Source organism: Hathewaya proteolytica DSM 3090, from assembly GCF_900142225.1.
Taxonomy (GTDB): domain Bacteria; phylum Bacillota; class Clostridia; order Clostridiales; family Clostridiaceae; genus Hathewaya; species Hathewaya proteolytica.
Window position 1 is genome coordinate 53335 of sequence record NZ_FRAD01000005.1, and the last position, 15288, is coordinate 68622.

General features: G+C 33.6%; 19 protein-coding genes. All 19 read right to left on the reverse strand.

Annotated features, from left to right (window positions below; translation table 11 throughout):
• Nucleotides 1–7: 7 nt before the first annotated feature.
• Nucleotides 8–844: a sporulation transcription factor Spo0A gene (gene spo0A, locus BUA73_RS02985; RefSeq protein ID WP_072902198.1), complete on the reverse strand. Its 837-nt coding sequence runs from the start codon at nt 842–844 to the stop codon at nt 8–10.
• A gap of 270 nt (nt 845–1114) precedes the next feature.
• Entirely contained in the window at nt 1115–2188 is a 1074-nt protein-coding gene (gene spoIVB, locus BUA73_RS02990) for a SpoIVB peptidase (RefSeq protein WP_072902200.1), read from the reverse strand.
• A gap of 158 nt (nt 2189–2346) precedes the next feature.
• Nucleotides 2347–4044, reverse strand: coding sequence for a DNA repair protein RecN (recN, locus tag BUA73_RS02995; RefSeq protein ID WP_072902202.1), 1698 nt, complete (start codon nt 4042–4044; stop codon nt 2347–2349).
• Nucleotides 4045–4072: 28 nt separating this feature from the next.
• Complete coding sequence (locus BUA73_RS03000; RefSeq protein ID WP_072902204.1) at nt 4073–4522, reverse strand: arginine repressor; 450 nt, start codon at nt 4520–4522, stop codon at nt 4073–4075.
• A gap of 20 nt (nt 4523–4542) precedes the next feature.
• On the reverse strand, nt 4543–5364 hold the full coding sequence (locus BUA73_RS03005) for an NAD(+)/NADH kinase (protein ID WP_072902206.1): 822 nt from the start codon (nt 5362–5364) through the stop codon (nt 4543–4545).
• Nucleotides 5365–5381: 17 nt separating this feature from the next.
• Nucleotides 5382–6185 (reverse strand): TlyA family RNA methyltransferase, encoded by an 804-nt coding sequence (locus tag BUA73_RS03010; protein ID WP_072902208.1) that lies wholly within the window; start codon nt 6183–6185, stop codon nt 5382–5384.
• 32 nt (nt 6186–6217) lie between these two features.
• Nucleotides 6218–6784 carry a CNNM domain-containing protein gene (locus tag BUA73_RS03015; RefSeq protein WP_072902210.1) on the reverse strand — a complete coding sequence of 189 codons (567 nt, stop codon included), beginning with the start codon at nt 6782–6784 and terminating at the stop codon, nt 6218–6220.
• Nucleotides 6785–7367: 583 nt separating this feature from the next.
• Nucleotides 7368–8228, reverse strand: coding sequence for a polyprenyl synthetase family protein (locus tag BUA73_RS03020; RefSeq protein ID WP_072902213.1), 861 nt, complete (start codon nt 8226–8228; stop codon nt 7368–7370).
• Nucleotides 8229–8247: 19 nt separating this feature from the next.
• On the reverse strand, nt 8248–8466 hold the full coding sequence (xseB, locus tag BUA73_RS03025) for an exodeoxyribonuclease VII small subunit (protein ID WP_072902215.1): 219 nt from the start codon (nt 8464–8466) through the stop codon (nt 8248–8250).
• A gap of 3 nt (nt 8467–8469) precedes the next feature.
• Nucleotides 8470–9675, reverse strand: coding sequence for an exodeoxyribonuclease VII large subunit (xseA, locus tag BUA73_RS03030; protein ID WP_072902217.1), 1206 nt, complete (start codon nt 9673–9675; stop codon nt 8470–8472).
• The gene (locus BUA73_RS03035) at nt 9672–10526 is read right to left on the reverse strand and encodes a bifunctional 5,10-methylenetetrahydrofolate dehydrogenase/5,10-methenyltetrahydrofolate cyclohydrolase (RefSeq protein ID WP_072902219.1); all 855 of its coding nucleotides are present in this window, start codon (nt 10524–10526) and stop codon (nt 9672–9674) included. Before BUA73_RS03035 ends, xseA begins: the two co-directional genes overlap by 4 nt.
• 29 nt (nt 10527–10555) lie before the next feature.
• The gene (gene nusB, locus BUA73_RS03040) at nt 10556–10972 is read right to left on the reverse strand and encodes a transcription antitermination factor NusB (RefSeq protein ID WP_072902221.1); all 417 of its coding nucleotides are present in this window, start codon (nt 10970–10972) and stop codon (nt 10556–10558) included.
• A 167-nt stretch (nt 10973–11139) separates the two neighbouring features.
• On the reverse strand, nt 11140–11511 hold the full coding sequence (locus BUA73_RS03045; RefSeq protein WP_072902223.1) for an Asp23/Gls24 family envelope stress response protein: 372 nt from the start codon (nt 11509–11511) through the stop codon (nt 11140–11142).
• 86 nt (nt 11512–11597) lie between these two features.
• Nucleotides 11598–12110 (reverse strand): SpoIIIAH-like family protein, encoded by a 513-nt coding sequence (locus tag BUA73_RS03050; RefSeq protein WP_072902226.1) that lies wholly within the window; start codon nt 12108–12110, stop codon nt 11598–11600.
• A gap of 45 nt (nt 12111–12155) precedes the next feature.
• A complete protein-coding gene (spoIIIAG, locus tag BUA73_RS03055; RefSeq protein WP_072902230.1) occupies nt 12156–12824 on the reverse strand; it encodes a stage III sporulation protein AG in 669 nt (222 codons plus the stop codon).
• A 24-nt stretch (nt 12825–12848) separates the two neighbouring features.
• On the reverse strand, nt 12849–13430 hold the full coding sequence (spoIIIAF, locus tag BUA73_RS03060; RefSeq protein WP_072902233.1) for a stage III sporulation protein AF: 582 nt from the start codon (nt 13428–13430) through the stop codon (nt 12849–12851).
• A 23-nt stretch (nt 13431–13453) separates the two neighbouring features.
• The gene (spoIIIAE, locus tag BUA73_RS03065) at nt 13454–14662 is read right to left on the reverse strand and encodes a stage III sporulation protein AE (RefSeq protein ID WP_072902235.1); all 1209 of its coding nucleotides are present in this window, start codon (nt 14660–14662) and stop codon (nt 13454–13456) included.
• Between the two features lie 15 nt (nt 14663–14677).
• Nucleotides 14678–15064, reverse strand: coding sequence for a stage III sporulation protein AD (spoIIIAD, locus tag BUA73_RS03070; protein ID WP_072902237.1), 387 nt, complete (start codon nt 15062–15064; stop codon nt 14678–14680).
• Between the two features lie 9 nt (nt 15065–15073).
• Nucleotides 15074–15271: a stage III sporulation protein AC gene (spoIIIAC, locus tag BUA73_RS03075; RefSeq protein ID WP_072902240.1), complete on the reverse strand. Its 198-nt coding sequence runs from the start codon at nt 15269–15271 to the stop codon at nt 15074–15076.
• Between the last annotated feature and the right edge of the window lie 17 nt (nt 15272–15288).

Below are 15288 nucleotides of genomic sequence, written 5' to 3' on the forward strand. Positions count from 1 at the left end.
AACTTGTTTATGAAACCTTATTTTCCATTCTAAGTTTATCTGCTACGATTGCAATAAACTCTGAATTTGTTGGCTTGCCTTTTCCGTTGTTTACTGTATATCCGAACAAATTATTTATAGTATCCACTCTTCCTCTAGCCCAAGCAACTTCTATGGCATGGCGTATAGCTCTCTCAACTCTGCTAGGTGTTGTGTTGTACTTTCTTGCTATGGATGGATAAAGTTCCTTTGTAACAGCTGATAATAACCCCATATTCTCAGTTACAAGGGTGATTGCATCTCGAAGGTACATATAACCTTTTATATGGGCGGGAACGCCAATTTCATGGATTATATTTGTTATCTTTGTTCCCATATCCATTTCAGTATCCTTGGATTTTTTCTCTGTCATACTGAAGCTAGTTTTTCTTTCTTGAGGAACTGAATCTTGTTTCTTATAGATTGGGATAGAATCCATACTAGAAGAAAACATTTGTCTAATTCTCTCCGTAAGAAGGCTCATGTCGAATGGTTTTACCACATAATAACAGGCGCCCAATTCAATAGCTCTCTGCGTTATCTTATCTTGCCCCACTGCGGATAAAACCATAATTTGTGGTTTTGATTCAAGATCCATCATATTTAGATTTTCAAGTACCCCTAAACCGTCAAGCCTTGGCATGATTATATCTAATATGAGTAAGTCAGGACTTTGTTCCTCAACTAATCTTAATGCCTCAAAACCATCTTTCGCTATACCTGACACCACTATATCATCTTCACTAGAAAGATAATCATTCAAAATACTACTAAATTCTCTGTTGTCGTCAGCTATTACTACACTTATTTTTTTCTCATCACACATTTTTTTACTCCCCTTTGTAATATGTTACGTTTCTAACTATATTAATTCGACAAAGAATTGGAAATTCCTTCTACTAATTTAATATAATTGTATTTAATTTGTTTTATCTGATGGTTAGCCGTGTAACACATCCTTCCCTGATACTCCCATATCTTATTATAAAATAAATAGGGAGTATAGAGAATTATGTCATTAAAATTCATTAAATAATGTACAATATATTAATTATACTACAATATTTCAAAATTTTGAAACCCCTTATTCAATTTTTCACTTTAAATCATAACTTTCATTTAACATCCATTTGATATATATACCATATCCGCATTGTGGTTTGTTTACAAGTACATGTGTCACCGCCCCAATTAACTTATTATCTTGTATAATTGGACTTCCACTCATACCCTGAACTATGCCTCCAGTTTTGTTTAACAATCTATCATCTGTGATTCTAATCTGCATGCTTTTTGTATTGGGAGTTTGCTGGTTCATTATCTTATCTATATTTATGTCGTATAACTTAGGTTCATCTCCTTGAATTGTGGTGTATATATATGCTTTACCGATTTTTATTTCATCAATATCCGCAATTTCTACTTTTTCTTTTACTTTCTCTATGGTATCCTTTTTAAAGTGATAATTTCCGAAAATACCGCACAAAGTATTTTTCTTTATATTTCCCTTTAATTGTCCTTGATAATTTATTGTTCCCCTCAATTCTCCTGGTTCACCTTCCGTACTTTTCTTTATGTTAGTTATTTCTGAAGAAGATATATAACCATCTTTTAATTTAATAAGATATCCTGTATCAAAGTCACTTATTCCATGTCCTAAAGCTCCATAAGTATGGTTTTCATCGTCATAATACGTAACAGTTCCGATACCAGAACTGCCTTCCCTGACCAATATACCTAGCTTATAAGTGTTCTCTTTATTGCATCTTATGGGTTGAATATACTTTATAATTTTTTTGTCCCTTCTCTCAATGTCTAACTTCACACTAGTGCCATCATTTTTTTTCATTAATTCTAAAATATCTTCTGTACAGTTTATAGTATTATTGTCCGCTTTTAATATATTATCTCCAATTTGAATGCCGGTTTTAATAGCTGGAGACATCTTAAGCCCATCCTCAGTCTCCACATTGGTCATACCTACCACAAGTATTCCTTTTGTGTTTATTTTTATTCCAATGGCATCGCCGCCCACATATACTTTTTTTGCAGATACTTCCTTGGCATCAGCTACAATACAAGAACTTATACTATTATCCATATTAAAGGATAGAAGAAATATAGTTATTAAGTTTACGCAACATAATTTAGTGAAAAATTTTTTCCGCATTGTTTTCCTCCTTTAAATTGATCTAGTATTATTAAATTGCCCTCATAACAATTTGCTTATGCTATTATTTATCTGCTTAAATAGTAAAAAAAAAACAACCTTCGATTATTTTTCAAAGAAAAATTTTTCGAAGGCCATATAATTGGTTCATTAATCAACTATACTTTAGATTTTATCTTTTTAGCATTTTCTATTAATTCTTTAGCGTGTTCCACAGACAACTTTGATATGTTATCTCCAGCTTGCATTTTCGCAATGGCATTTATTATTTCATCTTCAGTAGCTAATTTTATTTTGCTATATGTCTTTTCATTTTCAACTACCTTCCATACCAAATAACAATTATCAAAAAAACATGCGATTTGTGGAAGATGAGTTATACAAAAAACTTGTCTGTTTTTTGATATACTAAACATCTTTTCTCCAACTCTTTGTGCTGTAACTCCACTTATACCTGTATCAATTTCGTCAAAAATCATGGAAGGTATATTTTCAACATTGGAGAACGTGCTTTTAAAACAAAGCATAATTCTAGAAAGTTCTCCACCAGAAACAATTTCTTTTAAGGGTTTAAATGGCTCACCAACATTAGTTCGAATGAAGAATTCTACTTTGTCAATTCCATTTTCCATAAAAGAATTGTCTGTTGAAATTTGAATGTTGATAGAAACCTTCTCCAATCCCACAAACTTGAATTGCTCTTCCATATTGTATTTTAGTTTTTCAGATTCTTTCAATCTGATCTCATGAATTCTTTCTCCAAGCTCTAAAAGCAATTTCTTAACTTTGCTCTCCTCTTTTAAAAGTTCTTCCATATTTATATTTATGTTTTCTAGTTCATCATATTCTATTTGAAGTTTTTCTTTATATTCTAGAAGTTCATTTAAAGAAGAAACATTGTATTTTTTCTTCAACCCTTCTAAATTGTACAATCTCTCATTAATTGCATTTAGTTGGATTTCATCGCAAACAGTGTCATCTTCCATAGTCTTTATTCTTCTAATATTGTCTTCCATAACATAATACATCTCTTCAAAGGAATCTGCTAAGACCTTGGCTTCCTTATAGTTATCTTCTATAAACCTCAAATTTTTCACAACTTCATTTATAAGATCAAAGGCACATTGTTCATTGTCATTGCTAGCATATAATAATTCATGGCATAAAGATAATTTGTTCTTTATAGTTTCCGCATTATTTAAAACCTTGTATTCTTCTAGAAGTTGTTCTTCTTCACCTTTTATTATGTTATATTTTGAAATATCATCTAATTGAAATTTTAAAAATTCTTTTTTTCGTATATCTTGATTTTTCTTTATTTCCAGATCATCTATTTTGGATCTAATACTAGCATATTCACTATACTTTACTTTGTAATTCTTTATATTATCTCCTAAAGCATTTCTCGAAAAGGAATCCAAATAATTTATATGATTGCAACTATTAAGCGCATTTTGCGTTTCATGTTGTTCGTGGATGTCCATAATATTTTTACAGAAATCTCTTAAAACAGAAAGAACAACTGTTCTATTGTTGATTTTTGCAAAAGACTTTCCGAGGCTGTTTCCTTCTCTGCTTATAACTATAATGTCGTCCTGAAATGGAATATTTAGATTTTGAAGCATTAACTTGCTTTGTTCATTTTCTAGCGTAAAAATACCTTCCACGTAGGTTTTGCTTTCACCAGTTCTGAGAAAATTTTTACTGAACTTTCCCCCAATAAGAAAGTTTATTGCATCAATCAAAATACTTTTACCAGAGCCCGTTTCTCCTAGTATAATATTAAATCCCTTATTAAAGTCCATGGAAGCATGATCAATTAATGCAAAATTATCTATATTTAATTTCAAGAGCATATTTATATCCTACCTTATAGTTTCTTAATTAATTTTTTATATACATGCGTATTTTTTCCACAGTTTCCTCTGCAGATTCTTCATTTCTAAACAAAATGAGAATGGTATTGTCACCTGCTACACTGCCCACTATGCCTTTAAAGCCAAGTCTGTCTATGGCCTCACCTGCTGCAGCACCAGAACCTGAAATTGTAGTTACCATTACAAATTTGTCCACTCTTTCCGCTTTATTCACTGTATTTTCAAGGATATTGACATAGCGGTTTTCCTCGTTTTGATTTACATTAATGCAAGTGTACTTATATTTTTTGTTATTTGATAAAACTTTAGTCAACCTCAATTCCTTTATGTCTCTAGATATGGTTGACTGATTCGTATCAATTCCTTTTAACTTAAGTTGTTGCCCCAGCTCTTCCTGTGTTTCAATATCCATATTTTCGATTGTTTCAAGAATTATCTGTTGCCTCTTGTTCTTCAATTGATTTTCCTCCCTAATTACTATTTGTTGTTTATGATTTTGTCACTTAAAACTTTAAAGAAACTGTAATTTTCTGTAGTTATAAGCCTACAGTGATCTGATGATGACTTTATATTTACAAAAGAATGCTGTTGGAGTTCTTGAGAACACTGTCCATCCACTGTAATAAATACATTTTCCCCATGAGATTTGTACCATATTTTTATATCTGAATCTTTATGAGCTACTAAAGTTCTCATGCCTAAAAGCTGGGGGCATATAGGCGTTATTGATATAACGTCTAACAATGGACACATAATAGGTCCGCCTGAGGATAATGAGTAGGCTGTGGAGCCTGTAGGCGTAGATATAATTATCCCATCAGCTTTAAAAGTAGTGAACATTTCATCATCTATGTAGATTGTAAATTCAATAATTCTTGATAATGTACCTTTGCATATAACTATATCGTTTAAAGCCCTATATTTGTATGTCTCACCATTGTTGATGTTAAATTCTAGGAGCATTCTAGAATCTACAGAGCACTCACCGCAAAGAACTTTCTTAAATTCTTCTTCAAAGTCATTAAGGTCGCAACTAGTGAGAAAACCTAAATTTCCAATGTTCACTCCAAACACAGGAATATCTAAGGGTTGCAAAAGTCTGCAAGTGCTTAGAATCGTTCCATCTCCGCCTAGACTTATAACCATATGGAGTTTTTTTAAATCATCTATGTGATTTGTTTCTTCTAGGACAAAAATCTCACAATCTGGAACAATTTTTTTAATGCTGGACTTTATCATATTCAAAACTGTTTCATCTTTGTCTTTCATTCTATTCACATTTATACCTATATTTTTCATTTAGCTACCTCACTGAATTATAAAACCTGAAAAGCAACATCCACTCTGTTGCTTATTTTTTCTATGGTCATGGTGTTTTCTTTTTCGCTTAAGGAAAGGTGTATAAGATACTCTATATTTCCATTAGGTCCTTTAATAGGGGAGTAGTCGAAATTGAGTACAGAGAGATTTAAAGCTTTACATGTATCTAGCACATCCTCTATTATTTTAGAATGAACACTTTTATTTTTCACAACGCCTTGCTTGTTTAAATTTCCCCTTCCAGCTTCAAACTGTGGCTTTATAAGCGCTACAATTTCGCCGCTATGCTTCATTATATTCAAAACATAGGGCAAAACCTTTGTCAAAGATATAAAGGACACATCTATACTACAAAAATCCATGTTTTCTCCAAAAAAGCCAGGTACAAGCTCCTTTACATTGGTGTTCTCACAAGATATCACTTTATGGTTCCCTAGCAATTCAGAACTTAATTGGCTTGTTCCCACGTCAAGGGCGAAGACCTTTTCAGCGCCGTACTTTATCATACAGTCAGTAAATCCCCCAGTAGATGCCCCTATATCGGCACATATTTTTTTATTTAGATCTATAGAAAAACTATCTAGTGCCTTCTCCAGCTTCAGCCCACCTCGACTCACGTATTTTAGAGGTTCCCCTTTAAACTCCAGTATAGCTTCCTGAGAAATTTTCTTCCCACACTTTGTAACTTTTATTTTATCAACATATATTTCACCTTTTAAAACACTCTCTCTAGCTCTTTCCCTAGATGGAAATATATTTTTCTTTACCAACATAACATCTAGTCTTTCATCCTTAATCATTACAACTCTCCTGATTCACATCTATGTCTACCTTAATTCTCTTTTACAAAAATCTGTATTATTTTAGCTACTCTAAAGATTATGTCCTTGGAGTTATTTATAGCATAGGATTTTCCTATAGCTTTGCCGCCGATGGTCATAGCTGCTATAATGGCGCCTACCATGGCTGGAAGCAATGTAATAATAAGAGAATTACTTCCCACATTATTGAATTGTATAAACTTTTCCGTAATTATAGCACCAGCTGAACCACTGACAATACCGCAAATATCGCCGATAACATCATTGCAAAAGTTTGATACTTTGTCCGCATTTCTTATTAGCCTTACTGCAGTGGCAGCACCTTTTACCTTTTTAGATGCCATGGCGTGAAAAGGCATTTCATTGACGGCAGTTATAGAGGTGCCTATTGCATCAAATAGAATTCCTACCAATATAATTAAAATAACTATAATAAAAGCTACTAACAATGTTGCGTTGCTTAGTAGCGAATCGGATAAAAGGGAAATACAGCCTCCCAAAATTATAGTCCATATAAATATAATTGCAATCCATTTTTTTTGACTAATAGGATTTCTTTTTTTTCTCCCATTGCCCATTTAATAATAATTCCTCCTAAATTGTATAATGTGGTGGTATTTTAAGTAAACCTTATGGCTTAGGTTTAGTATGATTTCCAATGAAAGGATCAGCACGTCGCCATGCTGACGGTTTCCCTTTAACCCTTCATCTATATTGTCACCATATACAGTACTAAATTACCACTTAGACCATACTATAATCCTTAAAATACCTTTTTCAAATAGTCTAGGAGCTTTCCTCCACAGTTGGGTACCTCTTTAGCCTCTTTTGCAACATAGGTTTCAGCAAAGCCTCTACCTACACCACTCAAGGCAGGCTACTCTATACATAGCTCATCACCACAATATAGGTTTAATCCATAATCGTACAAAGGGTATCTAGCCCAATGCACAAGTTATGGTCTCCTCGAAATTAGGGTCAGTACCGCATGCCATTGCGGCTGCCCCAATTTCTTACTCCCAGCACAAGCCCACGACTGGGCGTCGAAAGCCAGCACAAGGAACTTCATCGATATGCCCTTTAACGGATTTTTAGCCCCGCCCTCAGAGATACTTACCTGACTAGAATACTACACCACATAATAAAGTAATTATAACATATTTAGTATTGCCTTTTAAATAGCATATTTGTTATTTCCATTATTTTTTTCGTATCGCCTTTAAGAGAATTAATAAGTTCTTTGCATTGTTCCTCCAAAGAAGCAAGCATGGATTTGCATTTATCTAGCCCATATACGTTGACAAAAGTGCTCTTGTTTTCATCCATATGAGTGTTTTTGCCCATCTTTTCTTTATCCCCTTCCACATCTAAAATGTCGTCTTGGATCTGAAACGCTAAGCCTAAAACCTTTCCATACTCTAAAAGAATATTTTGTTCACATTCCTGTGCCCCGCCCATAATTGCCCCTGATACGATAGAAGCTGTTATTAGCTCTCCGGTCTTTTTATTGTGCATATACTCCAATTGTTCTTTTTCAATTTTTCTATTTTCATTTATAATATCCACAATTTGACCGCCTATCATACCGTCAGCGGAGGATGCCTTGCTTATTATGCTCATTACCTTTATTTTTAAATCACTTTCAATTTGGCATTGAAGCATAGAATTAAAGGCCTCGTTTAAAAGTCCGTCTCCAGCAAGTAATGCCACGGCATCGCCGAATATTTTGTGGTTAGAGGGTTTGCCACGCCTCATATCGTCATTGTCCATACATGGAAGGTCATCGTGTATAAGTGAATACGTATGTATCATTTCCATAGCTGCCGCCATTGGCATGATTTTCTCATAATCAGATTTATACATGCTGTACGTTAAAATCATAAGCATAGGTCTTATTCTCTTCCCACCTACATTTATACTATAACCCATGGCCTCGTATAAAAGCTTATTGTATCCGTCTCTTTTATAAAAATAATCTTTAAGGTATTTATCTATTTTCTTCTTAATTTCATCAAATTCCATACTGTTCTTCTCCTAAAGATTAAACTTCTCTTTGAAAATCTTCTTCTTCACCCTTGTTTAGTATGACTATTTTGCTTTCCATACCGTTGAGAAGTTTATTTATCACGCCTGAAAGCTTCATGCCTTCTTCATATAATTTCATTCTTTCTTCCAATGTCAAATCTGGTTTTTCCATCTTTGACACAATATCTTCTAGCTGTGTTATACACTCTTCATAGCTCTGTTTTTTTGTAGCCATAAACTAATCCACATCCTCTACTTCAATATTTACCCTAACTCTTCCATCCTTAAGAGTTACATAAATAAATTGGCTGTTTTTCAGCGCCTCAATATCTGAAATAACTCTCTTATCCTTATCCTCCAGTATAGCGTAACCCTTTTGAACCACATTCAGTGGGTTTGCAGCATTTAGGATAAGCTTAAGCCTACTTAATCTTTCATTTTCCTTGTTTAAATATAACTCCATAGTATGAGAGATTTTATTTGTGAGATTTTCCACGTAATTATACTGATTCACAATATAATTTTGAGGGCTATTATTTAATAAAATAAATTTATAATCGTTTAAAGCTCTTTTTTGTTTTTCAAGAAAATCTTTCATGGTTGAATTTAACTCTCTTGTGGCTATTATATTTCTTGACATCATATCCTGGCGCAAGGGTATGGCTAGCTCAGCAGCGGCAGAAGGCGTTGGAGCCCTCATATCACTTACGAAATCGCATATGGTAAAATCTATTTCATGGCCTACACCACTTATAATAGGCTTCTTACACTTGTATATGGCATAAGCTAACTCTTCATTGTTAAATGGCCACAGCTCTTCAATAGAGCCACCACCCCTTGCAATTATAATAGTGTCCACATCTTTTCTTTTGTCCAACTCATCTAAAGCCTTTATAACAGATGAAGCAGCATCTTTTCCTTGGACTAGAGCTGGGTTTATTATTAGTTTAACACCTATGTTTCTTCTGCTAGCCACATTTATGATGTCTTGTATAGCAGCTCCTGTTGGAGATGTTATTACTCCCACGCATTGCGGATACTCAGGTATGAGCTTTTTATGTTCTTGGCTGAAAAGTCCCTCTTTTTCCAATTTTTCTTTTAAAAGATTAAATTCATAATAAAGCTTTCCAACACCTTCAAGTTCAATCTCCCTTGCATAAACCTGATATGCCCCATCTCTTTCATATACAGATACTCTTCCCTTTATTATAACATTATCTCCTTCTTTAGGAAGAAAGGACAGCCTTTCTGTGTACTCTTGAAACATGACACAGTTTACCCTACTATTGTTATCTTTTATGGTGAAATAGCAATGACCACTGGTATGAAGTTTGAAATTTGATATTTCTCCCTTCACGTGGACATTGTTGAGAATTACATCATTGTCAAAGGATTTTTTGATATAACTGTTCAAGCCAGATACAGTTAACACTTTCATAATCATTTTATCTCTAGATTCCTCTCCATGGCTTTTAAGGTGTTTTTCAAAAGAAGCATTGTAGTTATGGAACCAACTCCGCCTGGCACCGGTGTTATATATCCTGCCACTGGCTCCACATCATCAAAATCAACATCCCCCGTGATTTTTCCGTTCACATCACTAGTGCCTACATCCATTACGATTGCTCCAGGTTTCACAAATTCGCTATTTACAAAGTGAGGTTTCCCAACGCAAGAAACTAGTATATCGGCTTCCTTTGTTATACTCTTTATATCCTTTGTATGAGAATGACACACAGTGACAGTGGCGTTTTTCTTTAACAGCATAATAGCTAATGGTTTCCCTACTATATTGCTTCTTCCTATGACCACAGCCCTTTTACCTGCAAGATCTTCTCCGATGTAATCTAAAAGTTCCATGACGGCTTTTGGAGTACACGGTTCAAAACACCTACTACCCTTAAATAATCGACCTGCATTAGTATCTGTAAGGCTATCCACATCTTTATCCGGATTTATATGATGTATTATGGCCTTCTCATCAAGATGACTTGGAAGTGGAACCTGCATCATAATTCCATGAACTGAAGTGTCACAATTGAGCTTTTCAATAATGTCAATTACCTCTTCTGTGCTTACACCTTCACTCAAATGAATCAACTCGTATTTTATACCCAATGATTCACAATTTTTCTTCTGAAACTCCACATAAAACATTGAACCCCCATCATTTCCAATCAAAATAGATGCAAAACATGGTTCTACTCTATATTTTTCTTTGTATGAAATAATGATTTCCTTAAGCTCTTCGCTTATCTTTTGTTTTAATTCCTTTCCTTTCAGAACAGTTCCCATAATACAACCCTCCCAGTTATTCTTAATTATTAATTATTCCTTACAAATTTATCAAGCACGCCGTTTATAAACTTTGATGATTTATCTTCGGAAAATTGTTTTGCCAGTTCAATGGCCTCATTTACAGATACCACATTTGGAATTTCATCCACATACAAAATTTCATACACACTCAATCTCAAAATGCATAGATTTGTCTTTGATATTCTATTAATGGTCCAATTTTGAAGCTGAGCACAAATTTTTTCATCTATTTCGTCTTTATGATTAATTACACCCTGAATTATATCTTTAATATAAGAAAAATCTATTTCATCCTCTGGTATTATATCGCCCTCGTCATTGAGCATCTTTAGATATTCTAAGGCCTGCTCAGCAGAAACATCATTCATTTCAATTTGGTATAAAGCTTTCATTGCTAGTTCTCTTGATTTTTTTCTATTCATCGCATTTCCTCCCGCTTAAATATACTTATTATGTATATACCATACCTATAATAACACATTAGCACTGTGTTAACTACTAAAATTTTTTCAAAGACCAAATAACCCACTGCTATGTGAAATCAAAAAAGCAGGTATATCACTTATGTAGTGATATACCTGCTTTTTTACTATTCCTGCTCTTCCTCTTTTTTTGGAAGAATTATGTTCTCTATATAAACATTTATGGCATTAACTTTAAGTCCAGTCATTGTTTCTATAGTCTTTTTTACGTTTTCTTGAACTTTTTGTGCAACTTCGTAAATTTTTACACCGTATTCCACCACTACAGAAAGTTCTACTGTAGGATTTCCTTCCTCCAACGTAACTTTAACACCCTTAGATAGGCTTTTCTTTCCGCTAATTTTTTCTGTAAATCCACCTACAATTGTTGTATTCATGCCTGCAACACCTTCTATTTCAGAAGCTGCTATGCCAGCGATTATGCTAATCACGTCTTCAGATATTTTTACTATTCCTTCATTGTTTAGATTTTCCTGCATTTACAGTACCTCCTCGTATTTCATTAGGTAACCACATTATATGTTTATTATATCAAAGTTACTCATATAATACAATTAAGTTGAAATTATTTTTTTACTGTTATGTCTACATCCTTTATATTGGTGCTTGTCAACACTTCTTCTTTTATAAGCTGTAATTGCTCTTTTGTCAGATCCTTTTTAGATTTTACATAGACCTTAACTTTTGAGTTGTTGTCAATGAAACATATAACATCGTCAAAACCTTTTCCCTTTAGCTTGCTTTCAAGATCAATTTCTCTTTGAGAGTTAAGCGCTAAGGTTCTATACTCCTCTGATGCCTTTTCACGCTGTTCATTTGGAACATTTTCGTTGTCTATTAATACCTGAAGATTTTGGTATGTGTTTGCATTGTTTCTGTCCCTAGAAAGCTTCTGTTCAACAAAGAAAGAATTGGTTCCACTACTTACAGTAGCTGAGCTCTCATTGTCTAAAACATCCTCAATGCTGCCATTTGTACTAGCATCAAAAACTGGGTTATTAAGTTTTATAGCTAGATAACCTGTAAAACACAATAAAACTAACAATGATACTACAATAATTGATTGATTTTTATTCATTTTCATTCCCCCAATGATTTATTTTTCTAAATTATTTATATGCTGTTACTTCATCGGATATACATGAACTTTGCTTTCAGGTATATCAAAAAGATTTATAACTGCCTCCATTATTCTAAGTTCTGTTATTTTATCTTCTGCACCCTCTGCTACTATGCAAAGCCCTACGATTTTAGGAGCTTTAGTATGTGTTATCAGTGGTTTGGTGTTATTGTCCTCACTAAATGTCACAATAGTTTTTCCGTCATTATTTTGGTTGATTTTTCTCTTTCCTCCATTGGTATCGGCCTCTTCAGTGGTGCTAATAGAGTTATTTTCATTCACAGCTGGAATATATTCTTCTCCACCTTGAAAATAGATCATGCTCTTTACCTTTCCCACACCATTTATAGAAGAAAGAATTTCTGTTAATTTTTTGTTCAGTTCATCACCATATCTATTCATCCTGTCTATTCCCTCAGAGTTTTTTTCCATGGTTTTTTCTTTAATATCTGTGCCTTTAATATTTACTCCGTTATTTGAATTGCTGCCGTTTGTAAGTGCGCTTTTCTTAGAAAATACGTTTGCTGTCATGATGAGAACAGCTCCTAAAAGTACTAAAATCAGCACATTTCCTATGTTATATTTTTTAGCCTTGGAAGGCTCGTCAGTATTTTCCTTTGAAGAAAAACACTTTTTAAGACTTTTAATCAGATTATCAAAAAAGCTATCCATTTTTACTTCTCCTTTATTTATCTTTTATTCTTCCTTGTACACACTAATTGATTCCGCGTCTACACCTGTGTAGTTACATATTATTTCTTTAATCTTATTGGCCTTGTTACTGTCATCAAGAGAGGCATGGACCTCTTCTTCACTTTTTCCTATGATAACTTTTTTTATATTTTTCACACCACCCTCCCTTACTCCTATATTTATTGAGGATATAGAAATAACATTTTCTTTTTCATACACCTGTATAAATATATGAAATTCATCTTTTTTATATGTATTTTTCAAAAGTTTAATGCACTGTTTTGAAAGATTTTCTTTAAATACTTCTACAGTTTTGATGTCATTGTTCTTTTTGTAAATTTCTATGTTCTTTTTATATTCTTGATCTTGAAAATAACTTTCAGACTTTGATAAATACACTTCAGCATCAAACTCCCCATTATACAGCTTTATTATGGGACTAATTAAAACTAGCAAAATGATGAGTCCAAGGACGTACTTACTGTATTTTTTTATGCTATTATCAGGCAAGATCATTTCCACCGCGGTGATGAGTATTACTACACCACATAGATTGATAATCCACTGCTTTAACATATCCATCATATTTACTGCTGCCTCCATTCAAATTATACTGAAATTATGCCTTTTCCTGTGGCTGTAAGCACCGCCACCATTATAAAAGTCATTACCGTTGTACATATAACACAAGCTAAAATAAGAGTTATACAATTTCCCACCGAATCAATGGAGTCCGTCAATCGCTTATCCGATATGGGCTGTAACAAAGCCCCTGTCACTTTATATATGCCACTTATGCAAAACAATTTTATTATAGGTGACAACATAACAAGGATAATTACGACCATGCCCAAGGTTCCAATGGAGTTTTTTAAAAGCAAAGTATAGCCAGCCATGGTACTTATGGCATCAGATAAAGTTTTCCCCACCACAGGCACAGCGCTGTCCACTGCAAATTTAGCAGCCTTAATGGTGACATCATCCATGGTGGCACTGGCAATACTTCTTATGGTAAGAATGGTGACAAAAATGGTCATCATTATTCCTTGAATCCACAAGACAGAGCTTTTAATTATTGAACTTAACCTTCCTATTTTGTAATCCTCTGATAAATTATTTACAAAACTCAAAACGAAGCTGAGGGTTATCATCGGAAATATCACCTTGGATATTATGGTTATGCATATATTAATAGAGGCAATTAGAATAGGATCCATAAATATAGCCTGAGTTACATTTCCTATGGAGGCAAATAACACTATCATAACCGGAACAATGGCATACATAAAATCAGATATTCCATTTACCGCATTGGAAGCTATGCTGATGCTTATATAAAAACTTTTTGATATTACCACAATCATGGAAGCGAAACAGGTAAAGTAGGCGATGTCAGAAACTCTGTTTTCCTTAAATGCATCCTGTAGATGCTTTAGCAAAGAACAAACTATGGCGATTACTACTATTACACCCATCAGTTTCCCCGTTTCAGCAATCTCCTTTAAAAGCACTTTTTTTGCCGCTCTTATAATTTTGTTTTTTTCTAAATCAAAACCATCTTTATCATTAAGACCCTCTACAAACTCTTCCACGTCTAATTCCCTTAATATTTCATTGTTATCCTTCATCTTTTCTACCATCTCATATACTTTGTCCGCTTCTTTCTTGTTTTCTTCCAATACCTCATCTTTGCTTTCACTTATCACATTTACATCTTCTACCTGTATAGATCTTGCCTCTGCTTTTACAGAGATTCTCAGCATAACCATGACTACACTTATACAGATTAGCATCCTTAAAATACATATTTTCTTCATTATGTACTTTCTCCTTTACAATATTTTTAATATGGAATCCAAAATTGCCGTTAATATGGGAATGCTCAGAGATAAAATCAATATTTTGCCTGAAAATTCAATTTTACCAGCTATACTGCCAGCTCCGGCATCCCTACATATTTCAGCTGAAAAGGATGTAAGGTATGCTATGCCTAGTATTTTAAATATTAAGTTTAGATATGTAGGATTTATGCCAGCCTTATCACTTAACAGCTTTAGAAACTCTATGACTAAAGTTAACTTAGGAACCATGAATATAAAAATCAAAATACCAACTGCAAGGCAAATCTGCAATGTTATATCGTCTCTATTAGCGTTTTTAAACAAAATTATTAAAGTAACTGCTATGAAGCTAAGGCCTACCACCTTTAAGATTTCCATATTCATCACCTAAAATAAGAATAGAGTTTTTACAGTATTAAATAACTCATTCAAAAGCTTTACCACCATTAAAAGTATTATTATTATTCCGGCAAGATTTGTTATTACAGCAAAATCCTCTTTGCCCGCACTCTTTAATACCTTATCTAAGACAATTACCAGTATGCCAACCCCAGCGATTTTCAATATAAGACTTACATCCATCATATAATTTTACCCCCCAC